The 23,879-nt window shown below is 28.8% G+C and carries 17 protein-coding genes and 1 tRNA gene; 11 read left to right on the top strand and 7 right to left on the bottom strand.

Features of this window, described 5'->3' with window-relative positions; translation table 11 throughout:
- The 9 genes from ACQ65T_RS00160 to ACQ65T_RS00120 all read left to right on the top strand — a co-directional run bounded on the left by ACQ65T_RS00160 (position 1) and on the right by ACQ65T_RS00120 (position 16,012).
- A complete protein-coding gene (locus tag ACQ65T_RS00160; protein WP_430399097.1) occupies positions 1 to 1,707 on the top strand; it encodes an NERD domain-containing protein in 1,707 nt (568 codons plus the stop codon).
- Positions 1,700 to 2,611, top strand: a complete 912-nt coding sequence (locus ACQ65T_RS00155) for a hypothetical protein (protein ID WP_430399096.1) — start codon at positions 1,700 to 1,702, stop codon at positions 2,609 to 2,611. The genes ACQ65T_RS00160 and ACQ65T_RS00155 overlap by 8 nt, the downstream gene beginning before the upstream one ends.
- Positions 2,612 to 2,620: 9 nt before the next feature.
- Positions 2,621 to 4,168 (top strand): hypothetical protein, encoded by a 1,548-nt coding sequence (locus tag ACQ65T_RS00150; RefSeq protein ID WP_430399095.1) that lies wholly within the window; start codon positions 2,621 to 2,623, stop codon positions 4,166 to 4,168.
- A gap of 2 nt (positions 4,169 to 4,170) precedes the next feature.
- Complete coding sequence (locus ACQ65T_RS00145) at positions 4,171 to 8,490, top strand: helicase-related protein (protein ID WP_430399094.1); 4,320 nt, start codon at positions 4,171 to 4,173, stop codon at positions 8,488 to 8,490.
- 1 nt (position 8,491) lies between these two features.
- Entirely contained in the window at positions 8,492 to 10,675 is a 2,184-nt protein-coding gene (gene drmB, locus ACQ65T_RS00140) for a DrmB family protein (RefSeq protein WP_430399093.1), read from the top strand.
- A gap of 227 nt (positions 10,676 to 10,902) precedes the next feature.
- Positions 10,903 to 11,187 carry a helix-turn-helix domain-containing protein gene (locus ACQ65T_RS00135; RefSeq protein ID WP_430399092.1) on the top strand — a complete coding sequence of 95 codons (285 nt, stop codon included), beginning with the start codon at positions 10,903 to 10,905 and terminating at the stop codon, positions 11,185 to 11,187.
- Between the two features lie 5 nt (positions 11,188 to 11,192).
- Entirely contained in the window at positions 11,193 to 12,455 is a 1,263-nt protein-coding gene (gene dcm, locus ACQ65T_RS00130) for a DNA (cytosine-5-)-methyltransferase (protein WP_430399091.1), read from the top strand.
- Positions 12,452 to 14,317 (top strand): McrB family protein, encoded by a 1,866-nt coding sequence (locus tag ACQ65T_RS00125; RefSeq protein ID WP_430399090.1) that lies wholly within the window; start codon positions 12,452 to 12,454, stop codon positions 14,315 to 14,317. The genes dcm and ACQ65T_RS00125 overlap by 4 nt, the downstream gene beginning before the upstream one ends.
- 15 nt (positions 14,318 to 14,332) lie before the next feature.
- Entirely contained in the window at positions 14,333 to 16,012 is a 1,680-nt protein-coding gene (locus tag ACQ65T_RS00120; protein ID WP_430399089.1) for a hypothetical protein, read from the top strand.
- A gap of 352 nt (positions 16,013 to 16,364) precedes the next feature.
- Here ACQ65T_RS00120 and ACQ65T_RS00115 read toward each other — a convergent pair whose 3' ends face one another.
- The 6 genes from ACQ65T_RS00115 to ACQ65T_RS00090 form a co-directional block, all read right to left on the bottom strand.
- Positions 16,365 to 17,030: a response regulator gene (locus tag ACQ65T_RS00115; RefSeq protein WP_430399088.1), complete on the bottom strand. Its 666-nt coding sequence runs from the start codon at positions 17,028 to 17,030 to the stop codon at positions 16,365 to 16,367.
- Positions 17,031 to 17,035: 5 nt separating this feature from the next.
- Positions 17,036 to 18,664 (bottom strand): tetratricopeptide repeat-containing sensor histidine kinase, encoded by a 1,629-nt coding sequence (locus ACQ65T_RS00110; protein WP_430399087.1) that lies wholly within the window; start codon positions 18,662 to 18,664, stop codon positions 17,036 to 17,038.
- A 120-nt stretch (positions 18,665 to 18,784) separates the two neighbouring features.
- Positions 18,785 to 19,294, bottom strand: a complete 510-nt coding sequence (locus tag ACQ65T_RS00105; protein WP_430399086.1) for a hypothetical protein — start codon at positions 19,292 to 19,294, stop codon at positions 18,785 to 18,787.
- A gap of 161 nt (positions 19,295 to 19,455) precedes the next feature.
- Positions 19,456 to 20,040, bottom strand: coding sequence for a hypothetical protein (locus ACQ65T_RS00100; RefSeq protein ID WP_430399085.1), 585 nt, complete (start codon positions 20,038 to 20,040; stop codon positions 19,456 to 19,458).
- Positions 20,041 to 20,273: 233 nt separating this feature from the next.
- Complete coding sequence (locus tag ACQ65T_RS00095) at positions 20,274 to 21,656, bottom strand: tyrosine-type recombinase/integrase (protein ID WP_430399084.1); 1,383 nt, start codon at positions 21,654 to 21,656, stop codon at positions 20,274 to 20,276.
- Positions 21,657 to 21,710: 54 nt separating this feature from the next.
- Positions 21,711 to 21,784 (bottom strand) — tRNA-Met (locus ACQ65T_RS00090).
- A 150-nt stretch (positions 21,785 to 21,934) separates the two neighbouring features.
- On the opposite strand from ACQ65T_RS00090, the gene ACQ65T_RS00085 reads away from it, so the two are divergent.
- The gene (locus ACQ65T_RS00085) at positions 21,935 to 22,327 is read left to right on the top strand and encodes an START-like domain-containing protein (protein WP_430399083.1); all 393 of its coding nucleotides are present in this window, start codon (positions 21,935 to 21,937) and stop codon (positions 22,325 to 22,327) included.
- 53 nt (positions 22,328 to 22,380) lie between these two features.
- Positions 22,381 to 23,223: an aminotransferase class IV gene (locus ACQ65T_RS00080; protein ID WP_430399082.1), complete on the top strand. Its 843-nt coding sequence runs from the start codon at positions 22,381 to 22,383 to the stop codon at positions 23,221 to 23,223.
- On the opposite strand, the gene ACQ65T_RS00075 is transcribed toward ACQ65T_RS00080, so the two are convergent.
- Positions 23,216 to 23,776: a YqgE/AlgH family protein gene (locus tag ACQ65T_RS00075; protein WP_430399081.1), complete on the bottom strand. Its 561-nt coding sequence runs from the start codon at positions 23,774 to 23,776 to the stop codon at positions 23,216 to 23,218. The genes ACQ65T_RS00080 and ACQ65T_RS00075 overlap by 8 nt on opposite strands.
- Positions 23,777 to 23,879: the final 103 nt, after the last annotated feature.

Here is a 23,879-nt window from a genome sequence, read left to right as displayed (position 1 = left end):
ATGCCTGTAATTTTTCATCCAAATAATCCTATTGACGCTTTAGAGAAAATAATTCTTCATAAAAATGGAAATCCATTAAAAGGTGAAATATCTGTTTACAGAACACTTTTTAATGAGTTAAAAGATAGTCCAGAAGATTTTTTTGTTTGGCACGATTTAAAATTAGGCACACATTCAGAAACTCGAAATCCATACAAAAAAAATGAAGCCCAAATAGATTTTTTACTTATTTGTAAAAAAGGAATCTGCGTTATCGAAGTTAAAGGCGGACATGTTGAATTTCATAATAGTGAATTTAGTTTTCGACATGAAGGAAATTTGGATTTAATGAAACAGAGTCCATTAAAACAGGTTGAGGGTTATAAATTTACCTTAAAAGAGAAAGTACTTCAAAAATATTCAAAAAAATTATTTATAGATGTTTGTGTATTTCCATTTACAAAAATTGATTTTTCACAACAAAAAAAATTATTCGGTGATGTCGTCTACACTAATGTTCAATCACAAAGAGGTATTTCATTAACCCAATTTATATCTAACAGGTTTGATTCTACTAAAAATAAAATAGAAAGCAAACACCATTTCAAATTTGATGAAATAACAGACAAGGATTTAAATAATATTAAAAGTATATTATCACCCAGTCTTGCAGATTCAAACCCATTCATTAGTAACAAAGAAACTTATGAGTGGTTAGGTCTTATGAATTTTGAAATTTTTAGTGGTTTAAGTAAAAACCAGCGTGTTTTAATCGAAGGCATTCCTGGTTGTGGTAAAACAACTTTTGCTCTTGCTTATGCAGATCAAAAAAGGCATTTAAAAGGTCTTTACTTATGTTGGAATAGGCTACTAAAAATTCAAATTGAATCAAGGGTCAAGGAAAGACAATTGACTAACTTAGAAGTAAATACCTACTTTTCTTTTTTAAAAGAATTAGGTTTAAATAATCTTTCCTTTGATGATACTATCGATGATTTTAGGAATAAAGTATTGACTTTTTTCTCCATGAACATAAAGAACCAGTATGATTATATTATTATAGATGAAGGACAAGATATTATTAACCGAGGAGTAGAAAGCTTAATGGATAAATTAAGTGCTAATGGTAAAGGTTTGGAAAACGGCAATTTACTTTTTTTGTGTGACAGCGAACAAGCATATTCATTAAGCGAAGAAAACATAAACGATGACATTGATTTGTTAAGTATGTATTTTACTCATTATCAAATGAATCTTGCACATAGGTCTGTGAATAATCCAATTATAAGACAGTTAGCCTCAATAATTCTAGAAGATGTTTATCAGCTTGATACAAATTTAACAATGGATTTATATCCTGATATTGTAATGCAATTTTCAACTTTCAAAGAAGCAAAAAATCAAATGGTTAAAGATTTTTTAAAATCAATAAGAAAGCCAGATAGTAGTTTGAGAGGGAAGGATTGTATTTTGCTTGTTGAATCCTCTCTGCTAAAAAGTGAAAATCTCGAAGAATTAATTATGAATGATTGCGAAGCTTTAACAGAAAGTAATCTTACAGATAAATCAAATGTTCTTAGATATATTTCACCATTGAAATTTAAAGGACTAGAAAAAGAGAATGTAGCTTTAATTGTAAAAAAACCTACAGCCATAAACCAACATGAAATTTATGTTGGTATTACAAGAGCTAAAAGTAACCTAAAAATTTATGTTGTTTATGAGTAGGATTATCACTGATAACTATATTAACAAACTAAATGATTTAATTGAGAAACTCGAGAGCTCTCAAATTTTTTGTTCTTTACTGGATTTTTTTATAGATGAAGTTAAAAAAGATCAAAATAGAAAAGGAAATAGAAATCAAAAAGTTTTCTCAGTAAAAGATCTTGAAAAGCTAAATGAAATAAAAAAATGTGATGAATTAAATAGAATTTTTGACTACATTAATATAATAATTAAAGCATTTTCAGGTCAATATTTACACATTCATATAAATGCAAATTTATCTGACTACTTCCTTGATAATCTTACGTCTTTATTTGCATGGAAAACTTTAGTTGGATGTTCATATGATGAAGATTTTTTAGATAATGAAATAAACTTTTTGAAAAAAGTTACTAAAAGTGATCTTTTAATGCCAAGTGACAATAACGGACATGCCACTAATCAAATATTTAGAAAGAGGCATGGGCTAAAACATAAGTTAAAATTTATTGAAAAAATAAAAAGCATAAATAGTAATAATCAAAAAAATGGATTGCTACTAAACTTCAATTCAAGTGCAGGAAAATGTGTCAATTTATCAGATTTTTCAATATTCCCTAAGTCGTTGAATACTTATGTGAATTTTGGAAACAGTTTACAAAATATTTATGATATTGATGATTTTATTCTTCAAAACATTGGCACTATAATAAGTTTATTTCCAGCGGAGAGAGGAAAAAAAGTTTGGTATAGTGATTTTATATCTGAAAACATTAATGCTTGGAATCAATTGCCAGGAATTAACTTCACTAAGGTTATTACAATAACTTCAGGAGAAAAAACACCTGAAGCACTTTTGGAAATGTATAAACAAAATAAATTTCAGTCCGAAGAAATATATACCGTATTTTCTTTTGAATTATAAATTACAAATATGAATATTAATTTTTATAATATAGAAGAAGCTCAATTACTTTCCTACCATTTTTTTGTTGCTCAAGTAAACAATAATAACTTGAAGGAATTAAACGGTTATAAAATACGAAATATATTATCCCTCGTATTTAATTCAAAAATTAAAGATTTTATTTTAGAAGATTTGTTTAATGAGAATGGCTCATTTCTGTCAAGTGATACAAAACAGGAACTATTCAGATATTTATCATTAGATGAGAGAAATGATTTGAAAATTTATCTATCAAACTATCTAGATTACCAAATAGATTCTAAATGGTACAATTCACTAACTGAATTTTTGAACAAAAAATCCATAAATACAATTGTTATTTCAACACAAATATTAAATCATGATTTAATATTTGATCTTCTAAAGACACTATTTCCAAAAAAGAAGTTTGTAGATTGGTTAAGTTTCAATGAAAAATCAAACTCACTTGTTCTAGATTATAATCATGCTTGGAAAAAGCAAAATATCTTTACTATAAATGAATTTAGTTCTTATGCTTATTTTCTAAAACACTTTTTTGAAAATACTTATTTATGGAAAGCATATAACGATGATAGACATCTTTTTAATAGGATGAATACACAAACAAGAGAATTATTAATTGGAAAAGAAGTTATATCTGAAATAAAAGAAAAGCTTACATCATTCAGACCTCAAAAATCATTAAATGAATGGGATATATTGCATGAAAGTGAACATAAAAATTCTTTTAACCCGCAAGAGGAAATTATTATTCACTTCAACTCTACCAATAGTTATAGATACCGATTTAGTTCATCTTTTCTTTTAGAGAAAGACAAAAAATTCTATATTAAAAGTGCTAAAGAATTAATGATCAATACTGACTCGTTAGAGGGAAAATTTCTTTTTTCAAATTTAGAAAATATTATTACCCAAATAGATTTAAGTAAATTAAATAAGGCTATTGAAAAAGATGAAAGTATATTTCAAATTATACAACCACTATGGGAGAAATTTAATTTAAATGAACATGATGGTAGGTTATGGAAACAGTTACTTCAAAGTAAGGCCAAAGAATATGGAGTTGAAAATGTTTTCAATGAAATCGAGAGTGTTTCAGGTATCAAACAATTTGTTAGTTTAAATACTTTTGAAAACGCATACTGCAATCCTGAAAATAATACTATAATCCCTAGAGAAAAAAAAGTTTTTAAAGCTATTTGTAAATATTTGGGTCTACCGCTTGAATACCGAGCTGCTATGCATAGAGAACGTAATTTAATTGGTGGCCATTCACAAGAGTTACATAGTAAATTAAAAGAGCTTATTAAAGCCATTGTTGAATATGGTATCCTTGATAAGCATATAAATGATGATGCTCTTTTAGATATTTTAACCTTTTCGATTGATAAAATAGAAAAAAGAGTTGACATGGATTTCTTTGGGTTTACCAAAGACTCACTAAATTATGCGTGTATTCAAATATGCTATGAAATAATTGAAAAAATGAAATTAAAACCTATCCATAAAATTGAACACATTGTTCCTAATTAATTATGTCTAATATTAAAACAAAAAGAGCTTCATTAGAAGCGTATCTAAGAGAACAAGTAATAGGACCTGGTGCTGGAAGAAATAGAGTCGTTAGAACTAATAATGAAACTGAATTCACCTTTCTCAACCAAAATTATTCTGATAATAGTGAAGAAGCACTTACTGTAGTTCCGGGTATTTATTATAGTTCGGGTATTTTATTTCCTAATAAAGGTAAGAAAAAAGCTGAAGCGAACACTGTTGAAGAAACTGACAATAACACCGTTGAAGGAGTTATTGAGAATCCTATTGAAGATACCGATGATAACAATATTTTGGAAGAAAGAAATTTATCAGATGATGATGATGAAACTCAAATGGATCAGATGTATCCCAAAACAATGGGGTTTACGTTTTGCATGAAGGAAGATGATTTAACAAAGGAAGGTTTTGAAATTTTATTAACTGGGCGTCACTACAAAAGAGTCAATAATGATGATGTTAAGAATTTTGGAATACGAATTGAGTTACCTAAAGATGAATTCATAAAAGTATTAAATACAAAGTTAGGTGATTTCGGAACTTTAGGAATTTATTTTAAAATAGAGGAAATCGGTAGCTTTTCTTTTGCAAAACAATTTTCAAACTACCCAGTAATTAATTTAGTTGATAGCAATGGAAATCCAATATTAAATTCACAAGGAAAACAAAAACAAAGAATTGAAAATATTTTAAATCTTGCCTCCAGTGAACTAGGAAATCATTTTTATCAAGACAATTTAAATTTGTTTACAGAAGGTTTTAGTCAAGAGAATGTTAAAACAGTAGATAGTCTGTTAAAGCATTTATGTAATCAGCTGCTAAAGTTTTGTAAAGATTCCAATCAGAGAAAAATTTTATATGAAGCCAGTCAACAGTTAGAAAAATATCAAAATATTTTAAGCCATTTAGCTGATGCACATGAAACATTTACTGGGCGTTATGGTGTTTGGGAATCAAAAACCCTAAAGAAAAAGATTAATGTTAAAAAATTAGAGTTAGGTAAATCAATTAAGAAGATTTTTAGTGGAGATAAATTGCATCAAGCTGATTTTATTGATGAGGAAGGTAATAGCTTTTCAACTTTAAAGGACCTAATTAAAGTTGATTTAAATGATGCTCAAAAAGCAGCATTAAGTATTAACCTTCAGTTGAGTAAAGATACAAGAGGAAACAATGATTTAATATATTGTAAAATACAAGTATTAAATACAAGTAGTGATTTTATTGAAACGGATAAGAAATATTTCTCCATGGCTACTGAAGGAGTGAATGAACGTTGCTTTTTCGGTGTTGAATGTAAAGTGGTCTCCAAAAAATTAGAAGCATACAATGATAGAAATACTGATACAGCAATAGATGATAAAGAAGGTGCTGCGATTCGATTCCTATACAGAGAAATGAAGGATTTTGGGATTGGTCATGGATGTAGCGTTTCTTGGGGAAATGGTTTCGTAAAAACTAATTATATGCCATATTGTGATACTCCTGATGTGGACCCTACACCAAGAGACACATCACAAACACCTATTAATGGTAGCGCTCCAGAGTTTTTAAAAAACACCAAAATTCAACAAATTAAGTTCTTATCAACACTTTCTGATGCAAGGGATGAAGAAATTATTAAAGGTCTTAAAGAATTTATTGAAGCTTATGGAACATGGATCTCCCAAAAACAAAAGTTTGTTGATAAGGAAAATTTAAATCAAAAGGAAAAAGAAATTGCTAAAAATGAATTGGCGAAGTGTTCTGGTGATTATCAAAGACTAAAGTATAATGTTGAAACATATCTCTTAAAAGGCTCTGATAATTTGAAGAAATTTAGATTAATGAATACTTCCATGTTTATACAGATGTGGCATGGTAAATATTCAGACAAAAAGTTCAAACAGGAAATAAAAAGCCTTATGGACGATGACCAGTTTTCAGGTTTTAACGCCAAATTTTATAAAGATAAATGTAAAGATGATATTTTCCAAAAAGGAGTATCAGCTGGCTGGAGAGCTTTTCAATTAGCATTTATACTACTTAATTTGGATGGCATTTTTGACGATAATTCAGAAAACGAAAAAAGAAATGAATTAGTTGACTTAGTTTGGTTTCCTACTGGAGGAGGTAAAACCGAGGCTTATTTGGGATTAATTTCTTTAACAATTATCCACCGTAAAATGAAATATGGCGCAACAGGAGGAGGAACAGCTGCTATAATGCGTTACACATTAAGGTTGCTAACTTTACAGCAATTTCAGCGTGCAAGCAAGTTGATTATTGCACTAGAATTGATGCGTAGAGGGCATGAAAGTTTTGGTCAAGACTTAGGAGTTGAACCCATACGAATTGGATTATATGTAGGAGATAACCAAATACCTAATAAAACCAAAGATACACGAAACCAAGGTAAAGGTTTGATAGATGAATTTAAGAAACTAAATGACAAAATACCATCAAAAATTCCATTCGAAAAATGTGTTTGTTGTGGTTCACCTATTAAAGGTTTAGAGAAAATTTTAAATGATCAAAATAACAATTTCAATCATGATATTGGACGTTTAGAGTGCACAAATATTAAATGTGCAATGAGGACACCTTTAGGTCCTCAAGTCAAACAAAGGCCTGACATGGGCTTTTTCCCATTTTTATTATCAGATGAAGCTATTTATCAGCATCCTCCCGCATTATTATTTGGTACAGTTGATAAATTCGCTCAATTAGCGCATAGAATTGATAATTCAAACGAAGGCAGAAAAAAAGATTCTAGACGTATATTTGGAAGAGGGAATTGGGAAAGTTACAAACCAAATAACGGATATTTACCACCTGATTTAATTATTCAAGATGAGCTGCATTTGTTATTAGGACCTTTAGGCACTGGGGTGGCTTTATTTGAGAGTGCTTTTGAACAACTCTGTACTAGAGAAGACGGTACTAAACCAAAGGTAATAAGTTCAACTGCTACTACTAGAAATACTGGTTTACAAATTGAAGCTTTATTTAATAAAAACTTAAGCATATTCCCAAAGCCAGGTATAGATTGCGACGATAGTTTCTTTGGAATGTATAAAAGAGACTACAAACATGAATACCCAAAAGGATACAATTACGCTTCTAACAGGAGATATATTGGCATTTTACCTACCGGAAGAACTCAGGTTTGGATGCAAATGAGAATTGATGCACTCTGTTTAGCTCACAGGGCTTTATTTGAATTAGAGTATCATAAAGACGATACTATAACTCCTAATTTTACTGATGAATTAGAAAAAACACAAGACTATTACCACTCTGTAGTCTCATATTTTAATAGTGTTAAAGAAGTAGGAAGAACACAATCTCAAGTACAAACATATATCCTTAAAGAAACACGAAAGGTACTAAATCGAAGTATGCGAAGCCAAAAACTTCTTAAGCCGATTTATGCAATGAAGGACAAATTGGTAGAAGCAGAATTAACTGGTAGGCTTTCTGGTGAAGAAGTAAAAAAAGAATTGGAAAGAGTTGAAAGTAACTGGAGTCCTAATCGCTTTCCAATAGAAGAATTAGATAAAGAGGGTAAAATCTGGGTTAAACAACAATATAACACTGTTCCTGAGTTTGTGGTAGCCACAAACATGATTTCGGTTGGATTGGACGTAAGCAGGTTCAATACAATTGTCATGAACTCAATGCCAAGAAATACGGCCGAGTATATTCAGGCTAGTTCACGTGTAGCAAGAAATGATTTAGGATTGGTAATAACAGTACATCATCCTTTTAGAGCTAGAGATCTTTCTCATTACGAAAAGTTTATCGAGTTTCATGAGAAAATGTATAGTTACGTAGAGCCCATTTCTATAACTCCATTTACTAAAAAGGCTGTAGATAAGTTTATGCCATTGTATGTGGCTACAATTGTGAGACATTTTTTTGAAGAATTTGCGAATAGAAATACAGCAAATAATATCACCCAAACGGATGTTGATAATATAGTACAGCGATGTATTTCATATTTTGAAAATAGACAAACTAGATTAGCGAATCATACAGAAAAAGCAATACGAGAATTGTTGTCAGAGACTGATTTAAATTATATTAAAGAATGGATAATAATTGCTATTAGGAGTTGGTTAAATGGAAAAAATATTTCTAATATAGACAACCTAGAATTGGTTTTTAAAAACGCTAATTTTGGAAAAGCTGAGGCTGAGGCTGATTTATACAGTCCGTTAAATAATTTAAATATTAAAGAGTATCAAAAAAAATGGCAAGTTGCAATGAGTTTAAGAAATATAGAGCCTACTGCACTAATTCATATAAACCAATTTTAAAATGAGTATTTTAACACGAAATCAATACAACTTAGGGATGGACAAGTATAAATTACTATCATCCACATCAGGTGTAGGAGCAATAATAGCAGCTAAAACGGGTAATTATATTTTAATATCATCTATAAATAAATGGCCTTTTATTCAAAGTGCTGTTAATATTATTCAAAATGAAAGAGAGACTAATATGGCTACTTTGTTGGAGAATTCAACAAAAAGAATAAAAAATGAGTTAGGCTTAAGTACAATTGATGACGATAGGTTTGTTGGATTTTTAAAAATCTCTGAAAACTTATCGGCATTACTACTACTACTACCTATCCCCGAAATAAATCTTAATGACTTTTTCAACACTCCTGAATGGAATAATCATCCTATAAGACTGTCTGTTAATAATGCTGTTTCAAACAACTACATGATTCAAGCAACTCATTTTCCTAAGTGGTTTGTGGGCAAAAATAATAAGCTTCAAACACTAGATAAGTGGAGGTTAGATTGGGGAAATTTGGTACAATGCAATGCAAATGTTAAAACCAGTCACTTCGCACCTCCAAGAGATCCTGGGCTATTAAAAAGTAAAAATGTACGCAGAAAAACTGATGCGGATGGTAATTATGAAACAATGGATATTTATAATGAATTAACCCAGACCAATTTGGCCTTAATTTGCGAACATGGGCATTTAATGGATATTCCTTGGAGCAAATATATTAATAACTTCAATTCTGGAAATGACCCTGTAAATCTTGATGAAATTGAATATTGTTGTGGAAATCCATCTCTAAAATGGACAGAAAGCACAAACAAATCAGAAGGGTTTGAAAATGTTTTTGTAGAATGTATTTGCGGTAAGAAAAAAAATCTGGGTGGTATAAACAGTTTTAAATGTTTATGTAAAGGACATAAACCATGGGAAATAAATGTAGACGGAAAGTTTACGGAAAATAGTAATATTCATAATGAATTATGTTCATTTAATGGTAACCGAGGTGTAATGCAAGTTTCATTAGTTACAGCTAATAGAATGTATTATGCTACTGGTAAAAACAGTTTATATGTACCTCTCCAATTAAAACCTAATGGCTTTGAAAATCAAGACCTAGCAAAAGGTTTAAGTTTTTGTGAAGTTAGGTTTAATAAACAATTTTTAAGAAATCAAAAGTTATTAAAAGAAGAGTGGTTTGATGGTAAAGTTGATGAAGACTTTTTAATTGATGAAGCGGGAATTGATGAGAATATAGTTAACCAAGATTTCATAATCCAATTAAGAAGTGTTTTTTTTAATAAAGAAAATTGTACTCAGAAAGACTTAAAAGAATATGACGATGAAAATTATCGTCTCTATGAATATAAATGTTTTACTGATAATTTTGAAGTTAATGAAAGCGGCTTAAGATTCAATAATGTTAACTTATCTGATAATTTAACTCAATATTTTACATCTTTAAAACAAGTTTCTGAACTAAAGCTTACCCAAGTTCAATTATCCTTTAACCGCAATAAGCCTAGGGTAGGATTTCAAGATCAAAATGGTAATATTGGTTATTCTTCTAATGTTAAAAGGATTTATGAAGGTGAAGATGACCAACAATATGTTTTACCTTCTGTTCAAAATTATGGAGAAGGAATTTTTTTTCAATTTAACGAAGACAGTTTGAATAAGCTTGTAAATGACACAAGGATTCAAAACATTATTGTAAGAAACCTCGATAAACATGACCAAGGTTATGGTACATGGGAAATGCTAAATAGATGTGGACAAAAGTATTTTATTATTCATAGTTTTTCTCACTTGATTATGCGTGAGTTAGAATTTGCATGTGGTTACCCAACAGCTAGTTTAAAGGAACGATTGTATATATCTTCTGATAGCAAAGAATTTATGGCTGGAATTTTAATTTATACGACAGATGGGTCAGAAGGAAGTATGGGAGGCCTTGTTTCGCAGGCATCTGAACACAATATAGAAAAGCTAATTAAAAATGCATTGCTAAGAGGTGTAGATTGTAGTTCTGATCCTTTGTGTTGGGAATCAGAAGGTCAAGGTCTTTTTGATTTTAACTTGGCAGCTTGCTTCTCTTGTTCCTTAGTAGCTGAAACAGCATGTGAAGTAATGAATTTAGGTTTAGACAGAAGGATATTAGTTGATGAAGAATATGGATATTTTTCTAAAATGATAAAATAGCAACAGCTTTTGAAATCAACAAACAGTTTAATTCAGAGAGTAAATAATCAATAGTTTAAATAAAGTAAACTTAATAACAAACTATATGTGGATTAACCATCCAAGATTAAAAAAAAAAAACAATATAATTAGCTTTAAAGTTTGTGAATAACTTTTCCTTTTATTTAAATAATTTATTCCAACTTTATACTAAATTAGACAAAATTTGACAAGTCAATTACAGTAACATGAAGTTTGGAGAATACATAAAACAATTACGGGAACAAAACCAACTATTGCAAAGACAATTAGCAAATGTACTAGATATGGATACTGCAATGCTAAGCAAAATTGAACGTGGAGAAAGAAGAGCCAAAAGAGAACATATTCCTATCCTAGCATTACTTTTAAAAGCAAATGAGAAGGATTTGTGCACAATTTGGTTAGCTGACCAAGTTTGTAATTTAATAAAAGAAGAGGATAATGCAACTGCTATATTAAAATTATCCTTAGATAATTTAGAACGCAAATAATCAATTTGAAAGAAGAACAAGAAATAATGATAGAAGCTTTTGATAATAAAAAATTTAAATTGAGATTTATTGACAATATTGATAACAAAAAGGCTATAGTAACTCATTTTTTACATAATCTTCAAAATGGTATTGGAAATCATTTTGAAGAAGAAGCGTTTCAATATCTTGACGAAATTATCGAATTTAAAAATGATACTGACAATCTTAAATTAAATCGTAACGATGTTGTACAGCAAATCCAAGAAAACATTATAAATGTACCATTCCCTACACCTAATAATTTTACTTTTACTTTTATAGACCTTTTTGCTGGGATAGGTGGTTTTAGATTAGCCCTTCAAAACAATGGAGGTAAATGTGTGTTTTCAAGTGAATGGGATAAATTTGCCCAAATAACTTACAAAGAAAATTTTGGAGAAGTACCTTTTGGAGATATTTCTCAAGAAACAACAAAATCTTATATACCTGAGCAATTCGATGTGCTCTGTGGAGGTTTCCCATGCCAACCTTTCTCAAACGCAGGATTAAAAAGAGGTTTTGAAGATACAAGAGGAACACTTTTTTTTGATGTAGTAGATATTTTAAATCGAAGAGTAGAGTCAGGCAATCCAGTTAGTGTTGTTTTTCTTGAAAATGTAAAAGGGTTAAGAGGTCACGATAAGGGAAATACATTAAAAACAATAATTAGAACTTTAGAAGAATTAGGATACACAGTTGCTTCACAAGTTTTAAATTCTAAAAATTTTGGGATTCCTCAAAACAGAGAGCGCCTTTTCATTGTTGCTTGGCGTACCAATTTAAATTTAACATTTAATTTCCCATTAGGTATCGACCAAGATGAAAATTTAATTTTTCATGTAAATGAATTAATTAATGCAACCAATACTAATGTTGGACAAATATTAACCGAGAACCCAGATCCAAAGTATACAATTTCAGATAAATTATATGCTGGACATATAAGACGAAGAAAAGAGCATAAAGAAAAAGGAAACGGATTTGGCTTTTCATCAGTTAACGAAAACACACAATATACAAGTACAATATCAGCTAGATATTACAAAGATGGAAGTGAAATTTTGATTGAGCAAGAAGATGCAAACCCAAGAAAATTAACACCTAGAGAAGCTGCAAATTTACAAGGATACCCAGAAAATTTTATAATCCCAGTTTCTGATAATCAAGCATACAAACAATTCGGAAATAGTGTGTCTGTTCCTGTTATTCAAACCATATTTCAAGAAATAAACAATCAATTACTATGATTTCAGAAGATTTAAAACAATATCTCGTTGATGTAAATAATAAGTCGAAATTTAAAGCACTTCTTAGTGAAAGAGGCGGATATATTTCCTTTTCTAATACTAGTGATAAGTATTTCGTTCTTGGATTAGATTCTTTTATTTTAATTATAAAAGACATATTGAATAATACTGGTATTTTCTATGGACACCAAACTTACGTTGAAAAAGAATGGAGAGATTTAGGAGCGTTACATTTTAAGGATCCAGCTGCAAATGCAATTGTTACCGTCCAAACAAAACCTCTTTTTACAACTATTTCAAAACTAATACTTTGGGCAAACAAAGTTGACATCAATCTTTATTCAGATAATGAAATTGATTTGAATGAAAATATTTTAAATACAACTATTCAAGAACTCGAAAATTTAGCTCAAAAATATGAGCCTAAAATAGCTTCTAGTCTGAATAATATTATTTTTGAAAAACAAAAATTAAAGTGGATAATATTTAATTCCTTTAAGTATTTACTTAAAAATCATGATGTTAAGTTATTATTAAAGAACTCTAAAATAAAAGAAAGTCAAATAAATGAAACAAAATACTCAGGTATATCAATTCCAGATTATTTTAATTCAGATAATTTAATTGGACAGTTTAAGACTGAACAATTAAAAGAACAACTCACATCAAGTAATACCATAAGATATTTTGAGGATGGATTTACTATTTTAGAGAATGATTTTTCTTATTTTTCAACTCAATGGGGAGATGTCGAAGGAAATGGATTGACTCTTAAAAATTTCAATCGTTATTTAAGTGATATTACTAATAATACTTTAGAAATAATAAAAGAAGGAAAACTATACTCTCTAATTTTTATAAACAAAAACAAATCACCTTTAATAAAAACCGAAAACACTATCTATTATGGTGCGCCAGGAACAGGAAAATCTTTTAAGGTTGATAAAATAATAGAAATATTAGATCCAAAATATTACGAAAGAATAACTTTTCATCCTGAATATGATAATTCAAGTTTTATTGGTGGCTACAAACCAATTTCTTTCAAAAATGAAAACGGCGATGATATAATTAAGTATGAATTCGTTCCACAAGCCTTCACTAATATCTATGAGCGCGCTTGGAAAGATTTAGAAAATCAATATTATTTAGTGATTGAAGAAATCAATAGAGGTAATTGTGCTGAAATATTTGGAGAAATCTTTCAATTATTAGACAGAACTTCAAATTATACAGTATCTCCAGCCAAAGAGTTAAAAGAATATTTGATAAATGAAGCTTTTAAAGATAGAAATCATTTAGGAGTTATAAATGGGTTAAAACTACCTCCAAATTTAAGTATTCTAGCAACAATGAATACTTCCGATCAGTCATTATTTCCAATGGACAGTGCTTTTAAAAGACGTTGGGATTGGGAGTATATTCCTATTTGTTATGCTCCAGAAGATGATTTTGGAAAAGATAATGATTCTTTCAATTTTGAAATTGATATTGAAGATGGCAAGCAGTATAGTTGGATTAAATTCATTGAAAAAGTAAATTTAAATCATATAAAAAACAATCCTTCTTTAGGTATGGATAAGTGTATTGGCAATTACTTTATCAAACCCGATAAGGATAAAACTATTACATTAAAACCATTTATAAATAAAGTACTGTTTTATTTATGGAATGATGTTTTTAAAGACGAAGATGATAAAGTATTTGAGGAAAACACTTCCTATGAAGATTTTTTCCCAATTAACACAAATGGTAAAAAGAAAATCAAAGAATTATTTGACAGAATTGAATTACAACCAAAGAAATCTCAAGAAGTCATAGAGAATGATTCTCAATTAGGGCAAGCTACTGAAGCCAAATAAAAGGAATTCTAAATAATGAAAATTCTAATTGAGAACGAAATATATCCAATCGATTTACTTCAAGAAGTATTCGATGATCCAAAGTTTTACAAACAAAATGGCTTGGACGGAACAATTACGTCTGTAGGGTATTATCATTCATTTGAGAAAAACAGCTTGGTTTTTATGCTTCCAAAAGTTTTTATGAGGGATAAAGATAAAACGGTATTTGGTTGCGAAAAAAGTGATTTAGTTGATTTAATTAAAAATGAATCAATAAAGCACAAAACACAAAACAATTGGGTTCGTCAATTATCAGTACATTTTTATAACAGTTTAACCGAATTTAAAAAGAGGTATACAGATACTTCTATAATTCATAATACAGAAACATTTGAACTAAATACAAATTTAGGAAATAAAGAATATTCTTTTCTAGACCTTTTATTAAGCTTTGTAAACTTCTATAAAAAGAACAAACAACAGATATTATTCAAACACATAGAGTTTGTCTCAAATCAAGCCAAAAAGCCAAAATGGGAAAAAACTATTAAGAGGTCCTTGCCTGTTTTATCAAATGGTAAAACACCTGTATATTTTGAAATTACAAATAAGAAGAAAATAATAAATACTGAAGAAGAATTACTAACTTATTTCTTTTCTATACTAAACCATCTTAATACTGAACACAATTTAAATCTTAAAATTGATAAATCCTTTAATCTTATAAAAGGTAAAACTTTTGATAGATTATGTCTAAATGGTAGTGTAAAACTTAGAAAAATAAAACACAGGTACTTCAATGACGCTTTAAAGAAAATGTATGTATTATGTGAATTGTATTTTTCACAATTTGATAAAAGTAGTATTAAAAGAAAAAGAGAAGATTTTTTAGCAATCAGTAATTATAACCTTGTTTTTGAGGACATGGTAGATAAATTATTTTCTGACAAACTAAATGACCTTGAGGTTGATGGCATAACTATTAATAAATTAAAACACAATGATGATGGTAAAATTATCGACCATATTTACGACTATACATCATTAATTGACACAAGTAACATATTCTACATAGGTGATTCAAAATATTATAAATCAGACAGTACAGCGAATAATGTATCTAAGTACAAACAATTTACTTATGCTAAAAATGTGATTCAGTTCAACATAGATTTATTAAATAAAAAAGGTCAAAATCATATAGGAAATTTAAGATATAGGGATAAAATAACAGAAGGATATAACATATCACCTAACTTCTTTATCTATGGATATATAGATGACATTGAAAACTATGATATACATTCAATAAAGAAAAAAGGTAGGCCTGTTCCTTCATGTCATTTTGCAGAAAGGCTATTTGATAGGGATACATTATTCGTACACCAATATAAAATCAATTTTTTATACGTTTTAAAGGCATATACAAACTTCAACGAATCTGAAATACTAACATTCCGAAAAGAAATTAAAGACACCTTTAGAAATCATTTTTTAAATTTTTTCAATGATAAAGAAGATTGTGGTTTTGAATTCTATGAATGTAATCTAATTCCTAACGAATACGAAAAATTTATTGAAAATAATTTTAAAGCACTGAATGGAAAATGCTTTTGTACATTAGACAATAGGTTATTACTTGCAAAACATAAATTTGACGATTCATTGATTGATTTGCTATATAATTTCAAAAGAATTGAAAAACTAGAATAGTAAATTTAAGAATCTAAAAGTGTATTTTATTTGATTTAAAAAATTGTAAATATTAACTTTCTACTAAAATCAATATAATGGAAAACCCTTTTGAATTATCTCCAAGACCTCACGACTAGATAGAATTGGAAATTAAATAAAAGTGTTAAAAGAAAAAATAAACCCTACTATTAATATTGAAAAAATACAACGGATAATATCGAAGTATCAACTTACTTAAAAAGTGTTATCAATCCACTTTTTTTAAAATAACACTAAGACAATAGTTTTTATGAACACAATCACATATCTAATATAGATAGTAAATGGGGTGAATTTCTTTGAACAATTTAAAACAACACTTTATTAAATTCTAAATCATTCCAATATCTTTCGCAAGAGCAACCAGTTGAATCGTATTTTTAGCTTTCAGTTGTGTTTTTAATTTATTGATGCGCTTTTCAATTGCACTTACACTTGATGGACTTACGTTTTGTGCATCAAGGTGAGTTGAAATTTCATTTTGCGTATACCCTTCAGATAACAAGCCTAATATAGTAATATCATAATCGGTTATTTCTTCAGCTTCTTTTGTATATAAATAATGAGCAATGTCTTTTGAAATGTATTTTTCACCAACTTTTAATTTGCTAACTGCTTCTCTTAACTCTAGTGAGCTATACCTTCCTTTTAACACAAAAGCATTAATGGTATATAAATCGAATAAACATTTTATACGATAAGGTTTATCTTCAATAGAATATACTAAAATAGGCAGGTCTGAATTAATCTCTTTAATGGCTGATATTAAATCTTCTCCATTGGCTAAAACAGTTTCTTTATGATCTTGTTTAAAAGATAAATCCGTGATGAGTAAATCATAGGGATCGTTATCTATAAGTGCTTTTTTGTATTTCAATAATGCTTCATCACAATATTTAGCATGTGTAGTTTGAACACCTGGAATGCCTTCTAATACTTTTTCAATACCATAATTGATACTATCTATATCTTCAGCTATCAAGACTTTTTTAAACATATTTTTTAAATTGGAAGGTTGATTTTTACTTTTAACCCATTAACAGATTCAAAAGTAATTCTTCCTTTTATGCTTTTTATACGGTTTTCCACATTTGACAAACCATTTTTAAATTTTTCTTCTTTAAAGCCAACTCCGTTGTCTGCATATTTTATTTCCAAATCGTTGTCAGCTGCCGCTATTGTTATATAAACTACTGAGCATGAACTGTGTTTTTTCATGTTAATCATCAACTCTTGTAATACCCTATAAATAATTATTTTTTTACTAGAGTTAATACTATTCCAAGTGATACTGTCAATACCCTTAGTGATGACTTGTACATGTTGCGTCCTAAAATTACTCAATAACATTTGCAATTCAGTATTGTATTTTTCTCCTACATCTATCGAACTGTTTTCATGCGAGATAGATCTAGTTCTTTTATAAATGTTATCCAATTCTTGAATGATCTTTTCTTTATTATCTGAAGTTGAAATATCTTGATTTTCAGCAAAAGTCAAAGTGTTAAAAACATCATTTGCAAGTTCGTCATGCAATTGTTTAGAGATACGCGTTTCAGTATCGTAAACGGTTTTCAGTTGTTTTTGTTTGTTTTTAATTCGAATTAGGATAAAACTTATAAGTGAAAGCAAAACAATAGCCACAATGGCAATAGTCAGTTTTTCTTTTTGCTCCTTATGTAATTTTGCTTTGTTTTCTGCTTTAGTAGCGTCGTATTTTATTTGAGCAAATTGATTTTTATTAATATTCCTATCCTTTAGGATACTGTCATTTATATGCGCATACTTTAAATACCATTCTTTATTGTTAGAATTGTTTTTAATGAGTAGGTCTAATGCTTCTAAACGATCATCCGGACTCTTCGATGCAGTTGCAATTGAATACGCTTTTAAAGCAAATTCATTTGTTTTTTCTATATCTGATTGTTGCTCATAGTAGTTTGCCAAATGAACATAAGATGCTATTTTACTGAAATTATCATCAATGCTGTCTCTTAGCAGTAACCCTTTTTCTATAAAAGTTTTAGCCTCAGGTAAGCCTTTTTTTAAATAGGCATAGCCTAAATTATCAATAACTTTTGAAAAGTAAAATGGATTGTCTTTTAATGCTTTGTTGTTTAAAAGCGGTTCTAAGGTTTGTATCGCTTTACTGTACTCTTCATTATCTAAATACACAAGGGAAAGGTTGCTTTGAATCACTGCATTGTGTAGTGAGTCGGTAGTGTTTTTTGAGGCTAAATCTAATTGCTCTATTGCTTTGTCAAATTTTCTTTGTTCTTGAAAAGCAGTACCTAACATATTGTGTAAAAATGAATTATATACAGGATTTGTATTGATGGCTATGGCTTCAATAGTTTCTGCTTCAGATTCAATGTAATCACATTGTAAATAATACAATCTGGCTTTTTCAAGTTTTGCATAAACTCGATTGTCAACTATGTAATTTTCATCATTTGAAATGGTGTTCAAATAATAAAATGCACTATCTAATTTAGTATTATGTTCAGCATCTAATGCCTTTTGCTTAATGATTTCAAAATCTACTTTAGGCTCTTTTTGTTCTAAAAAGGAACACGAATTTAATACTAGAATTAGTAATAAAATTAGGGAATAAAAAAGGTTGTTTTTCATGTCTTAAAAATATAAAAAAAATACCCTTTGATAATAGGTTTATTATAAAATTAAAATAGCAGTTAAAAGAAATAGTATTCTCTTAACTGCTATGTGTAGAAACATCAGTAATTCTAAAATTTATTTTTCAAGTTGTACTAAGTGGTTTTTCCACGCTGTTGGAATCTCATCCAAAGCATAAATTTTAAACTCTTCTTTTTGCAAACTTGCAGTAGATTGAACTAAAGTCTCATTGATAAATTCAGTATCTAACTTATACATAGCTCCTGTAGCAGGATCGATAATCAACATTCCTAAAACACCTCCTAAAAGCAAGTTTCCAAAATACCAACCATCAAGTTTAAATTCAACCGGAACTGTTTTTGTATTATAACCTTTTTTCGTAAAAGTTACTTGGTATCTTGCTTTACCAAAAAATCCACTTCCAGATTTAAGTTTTAAAGTTGCAGGTGTTTGACCTGAAAAAATTTCAACACCTTTTTTGTCTTTAATAACAATTTGTGCTTCACTTGGAGCACTATTAATAGTTATTGGATAACTGCTTTTACTTACAATTGACGCGCAACTAGATAGTAAAATTGATGTTGCCATTAAAAGGGCTGTTACTTTGAAATAAGATTTTTTAATCATTTTTAATAGATTTTTAGTTCCTACTCTATAGGTTTTTCGGTTACACCTCGTTTTTTGTGTGGTCTCTGAACTCCACTATTCTGACAAAAATAGAAGTAAGATTAGGAACTATTTTACGGTTTACCTCATTTACAGTTTTTTTATTGCATTAATTTATTTCATTAACTAGTTTTTTTACTAAAAACAGTTTTCAATAAAAATGCAATTGCATCTTCTTTGTTTAATTTTTTCTTTTTTGGTTTTTTCTTTAATAAGAAGGAGTATATTTCAGAGTCGGGTTTTATAATCTCACTTTTCATGGAGTTCAAATCTGGTAATTGCAACAAATTGAAATTAGTTTCAATTTGTTGCAATGATTCAAAATGCGTTTTGATCTCATTACTATGATTTTTGATTATGGTTAGTTGAAGTTCTAAAATATTTTTTAAGTCGTTTGATTTTTCGTTGCAAAATTCTTCATAGTTATCAACTAAAAGAGTTGCTGCTGTAAAATGAAAAATTAATTGATCTTGGTATTTTTTTAAAATAAATTTAAAAGTGTCAGGTTGAAGGTTTTCTTTTAAATCAAAAAGATGAAATGTGTTTTTACATAGATTGTTAATTTTAAAAGTTAATTCACTTATTTCAAAAGGGCTTTTTTTAAATAAATAAAAGTTTTGATTTTCTATGTATGTTACTTTATTTATGAAAGGATCTAATTGACTTAATTTATCATAGTCAATTTTATATTCCTTTAAAAAATTCATAAAAGAAGATTTGGGTATGTAAAAAATGAAGTAGTTGTGTAACTCTTCAATTAATAAATTTGTTTTGGTACTTATATCTGTCATTTTAGTAATGCCTTCTTATTTTATTTTCTAATTCAATTGCAATAAATTGCAATTTCTTTATTTAAATTAAATACCTGTTTATTAGTACTTTATACCTTTTAAATACAGCGATTATTACATTGTAAATCTAAGTTGCAATTCCTTGCAATTTAAATCAACAGTTTTGAATAATCTTCTGGAAGTTCTGCATCTATATCGCGTAAATATTTTTCGAGAGCTGTCATAGTTGTATGACCAGTAATGCCCATTAAAATACTTTTTGCTTCAAATTGAGTACTTTCTTCTCTAATATTTCGGTATAGTTTAGTTATAAAGGTGTGTCTAAAACTGTAAAGACCATAATCAGGTCCTAGTTTAAATTGATCTTTAACAACTTCTTTGAAACGTTTTGTAAAATGATCTCTTCTGTTGTTTTCTGTTGCTTCCCATTCAAGACCATATCCTATAGGAGTAAACAGATAATTATCTTGATTTAGTTTTGTCAAATCAGGTAGTTCTTTGATTAGTTTTTCTGGGATAATCTTAATTTTTACTGCTTTGTTTTTTGCTTTAATGTAAAGCTTTTTGTCTTTAACATCAATATCACGAACTTTAAGTCTACAAACTTCTACAGGTCTTAAAAAATTATAACTCACAAACTTTATAAATAACAATAACAATGGATCTGATTCTTCTAAATAATTAAAGATATCATTTTGCATTGTTGGGGTATATGTTTTGTTTCTCTCTGGGACAGTTTTTAAAAGACTTATGCTTTTGATGAAATTTGTAGCTATCATTTCGTTGTCTTCTAAAACTTGAAACAATGAACTTAAATCTACTCTGGTATTGTTTCGGGTTCTAGCTGATGTCTTAACTAATACATCGTTTAAAAAATCATTTACACTTTTCTTTGTTATTGAACTAATAGGTAAATCTTCATTTAAACTTCTACGGTATTTTCTAATTCTTAATTCAAAGTTTTTAAATGAATTAGCGCTTAATACTCCTTTTTTCATTTCTAAGGCAAAATCAAGTGCCTCTTTAATGCTTGTGAAGTCATTTGGTTGATCTTCATTGCAATCTGTTGCAACAACTTTAGATTCTTTTATTTGTATTGTTTTTTCAACCTCAATTGGCTTTTTAATTTTTGAATCAGCTTTTGGTTTTTCATTTAAACATGTAAGATCATTTTGCTCATAGGGGTTGAGTCCTTTTTCTAATAAATAGAGTAGGGAGTCACTCATGATTTTAAGATAACTCATTCTTTCACTCATTGTTTTGAGTCTGTTTACTCCGCCTTTTACATTGGGCATTCTTTTTAGTTTTCCAGTTTCTTTGTCTCTAAAACTATAATAGATATACCAGTCTTTTGAAAGAGCTCTCTTTTTATCTTGAGGGGAAAGTTTTTTCCAATCATTAATATCCACACCACCAGTGAATATTTTAGGAGTGGAAAAGTTGCTTTTAATCATGCTTTTTTGGATTGCGTTATACCCTAAATCGTGTACGGTATCGTGTACTGTTTGTAAAAATAAGAAATACTTAGACATAAAAAAACGGTTTAGTGTACACTAAACCGTTGATTTTTATAAACTTATTTTCTGTAGCGAGAGGCAGATTCGAACTGCCGACCTCAGGGGTATGAATCCTGCGCTCTAACCAACTGAGCTACCTCGCCATTAAATACACACTAAGTCTCTCCCTCAATGCGGGTGCAAATATAAAACTATTTCTATTTTAAACAAATAAACTTTTTAAAAAAATATAGCCTTTTTTGTTTTTGTAATTTCAATTTAATTTCTATATTTCCAAAATAAATGAATATAAAATGAGTGATAAAGTAAAATACGAATTAGAATTCCCAATACACGCCTCAACCTCAATGCTTTATAATTATATTTCAACTCCATCTGGTTTGTCAGAATGGTTTGCAGATAACGTAAATTCTCGTGGAGAACTTTTTACGTTCATTTGGGATGACTCTGAAGAAAAAGCTAAACTGATATCTAAACGTACAGGTGAACGAATAAAATTTAGATGGCTTGATGAAGATGGTAATGATAGTGAGTATTTTTTTGAGATTAAAATCGAAGAAGATGAGATTACAAAAGACGTCTCTATTGTGGTAATTGATTTTGCAGAAGAAGATGAATTAGAAGAATCAAAGTTGTTGTGGGAAAATCAAATTTCTGATTTAAAACATGTAATCGGTTCGGTTTAATAAAACCAATTAATAACTTATATTTGTCCCGCATTAAAAAGCGGGATTTTTTTATGGTAAATTTTAACGGTACAATACAGGATTCAAGTAATTTAGTTATAGAGAACAATAGAGGTTTCTTATTTGGTGATAGTGTATTTGAAACAATGAAAGTTGTAAATAATAAAATATTGTTCCTAGAGGATCATTATTTTAGGCTAATGGCTTCTATGCGAATTTGTAGAATGGAAATTCCTATGAATTTCACTATGGAATTTTTTGAAAATCAAGTATTGAATCTTTTAAATGCATCAACTCAAATTGATAATGACTGCAGGGTAAGATTTTCTGTATTTAGATCTGGAAATGGTTTTTATCTACCAAAAACAAACGAAACCGAGTTTGTTGTCACAATATCAAAATTAGAAAATGTTATGTATTCAATAAATGATTCAGCATATGAAGTTGAATTGTTTAAGGATTCTTATGTTACAAAGCAATTATTGTCTACTTTGAAGTCTAATAATAAAATGATTCAAATAACGGGTAGTGTTTTTGCGAATGAAAATGGTTATGATAATTGTTTGCTTTTAAATGACGATAAAAATGTTGTTGAGGCACTACAAGGAAATGTTTTTATGCTTTTAAACGATGAATTGATTACTCCTCCATTGTCTGACGGTTGTTTAAATGGAATTATGAGAAAGCAAATTATTGAAATTGCTTCTAAAATGGAAGATGTAAAGTTTGTTGAGAAATCAATTTCTCCTTTTGATTTGCAAAAAGCAGACGAGTTATTTATTTCAAATGTAATTATTGGAATCCAACCAGTTTCAAAGTACCGTAAAAAAGAATTTACTTCAACTCTCTCAGCTAAAATAATTGGACGATTAAATGCTAAGATAAGGCTTAATTAAGGTTAGGATCTTCAGGTGCATTTGAATATAGAATATAATCTCCACCTTGTTCTTTTATTTTTTCTTTCCAAAAATCTTGAGTAGACTTTGATAGTATTTTACTTTTAAGTTCATTTTGGGTAATTATCCAAGAGTTTTCTTTAAGCTCTCTGTTTAGTTGTTTTTTATCCCAACCACTATATCCTAGGAAAAATCTAATATTTTTCTTAGAAATTCTCTCTTCATTAATTAAGTCTTTTGCAGTTTGAAAATCTCCACCCCAAAAAATTCCATCAGCAATTTCTATACTCCCAGGAATTAATTCGGGTACATTATGAATAAAATATACATTGTCTTGTTCAACTGGACCTCCATTATATATTTTGAATGGGATTTTAATATCAGGAATTAAATCACTTACCTTGTATTTTAGCGGTTTATTTAAAATAAAACCAACTGAACCTTCATTATTATGTTCAGATAATAAAATAACTGAGCGATTAAATGAATTATCACCAAGGTTAGTAGGCTCAGCTATTAGTAAATGTCCTTTTTTTGGTAAAACTGAAATCATAGTCACAGTATTTTTTACTAAAATTATCAAAAAATGTTTACAAAATCAAGAAAAAGTTTTTTAAATAAAAAAAGTCCTGCAATTTGCAGGACTCTTATTTATA

Source organism: Flavobacterium sp., from assembly GCF_965284515.1.
GTDB lineage: Bacteria > Bacteroidota > Bacteroidia > Flavobacteriales > Flavobacteriaceae > Flavobacterium.
Note: the sequence above shows the minus strand (reverse complement) of the source record. Positions and strands in the feature narration are given on the sequence as shown.

What these genes read in the sequence shown, in the direction of transcription:
- ACQ65T_RS00160 (WP_430399097.1), top strand. Translation starts at nt 1, where the DNA reads ATGCCTGTAATTTTTCATCCAAATAATCCTATTGACGCTTTAGAGAAA.
- ACQ65T_RS00155 (WP_430399096.1), top strand. Translation starts at nt 1,700, where the DNA reads ATGAGTAGGATTATCACTGATAACTATATTAACAAACTAAATGATTTA.
- ACQ65T_RS00150 (WP_430399095.1), top strand. Translation starts at nt 2,621, where the DNA reads ATGAATATTAATTTTTATAATATAGAAGAAGCTCAATTACTTTCCTAC.
- ACQ65T_RS00145 (WP_430399094.1), top strand. Translation starts at nt 4,171, where the DNA reads ATGTCTAATATTAAAACAAAAAGAGCTTCATTAGAAGCGTATCTAAGA.
- drmB (WP_430399093.1), top strand. Translation starts at nt 8,492, where the DNA reads ATGAGTATTTTAACACGAAATCAATACAACTTAGGGATGGACAAGTAT.
- ACQ65T_RS00135 (WP_430399092.1), top strand. Translation starts at nt 10,903, where the DNA reads ATGAAGTTTGGAGAATACATAAAACAATTACGGGAACAAAACCAACTA.
- ACQ65T_RS00125 (WP_430399090.1), top strand. Translation starts at nt 12,452, where the DNA reads ATGATTTCAGAAGATTTAAAACAATATCTCGTTGATGTAAATAATAAG.
- ACQ65T_RS00120 (WP_430399089.1), top strand. Translation starts at nt 14,333, where the DNA reads ATGAAAATTCTAATTGAGAACGAAATATATCCAATCGATTTACTTCAA.
- ACQ65T_RS00115 (WP_430399088.1), bottom strand. Translation starts at nt 17,030, where the DNA reads ATGTTTAAAAAAGTCTTGATAGCTGAAGATATAGATAGTATCAATTAT.
- ACQ65T_RS00110 (WP_430399087.1), bottom strand. Translation starts at nt 18,664, where the DNA reads ATGAAAAACAACCTTTTTTATTCCCTAATTTTATTACTAATTCTAGTA.
- ACQ65T_RS00105 (WP_430399086.1), bottom strand. Translation starts at nt 19,294, where the DNA reads ATGATTAAAAAATCTTATTTCAAAGTAACAGCCCTTTTAATGGCAACA.
- ACQ65T_RS00100 (WP_430399085.1), bottom strand. Translation starts at nt 20,040, where the DNA reads ATGAATTTTTTAAAGGAATATAAAATTGACTATGATAAATTAAGTCAA.
- ACQ65T_RS00095 (WP_430399084.1), bottom strand. Translation starts at nt 21,656, where the DNA reads ATGTCTAAGTATTTCTTATTTTTACAAACAGTACACGATACCGTACAC.
- ACQ65T_RS00085 (WP_430399083.1), top strand. Translation starts at nt 21,935, where the DNA reads ATGAGTGATAAAGTAAAATACGAATTAGAATTCCCAATACACGCCTCA.
- ACQ65T_RS00080 (WP_430399082.1), top strand. Translation starts at nt 22,381, where the DNA reads ATGGTAAATTTTAACGGTACAATACAGGATTCAAGTAATTTAGTTATA.
- ACQ65T_RS00075 (WP_430399081.1), bottom strand. Translation starts at nt 23,776, where the DNA reads ATGATTTCAGTTTTACCAAAAAAAGGACATTTACTAATAGCTGAGCCT.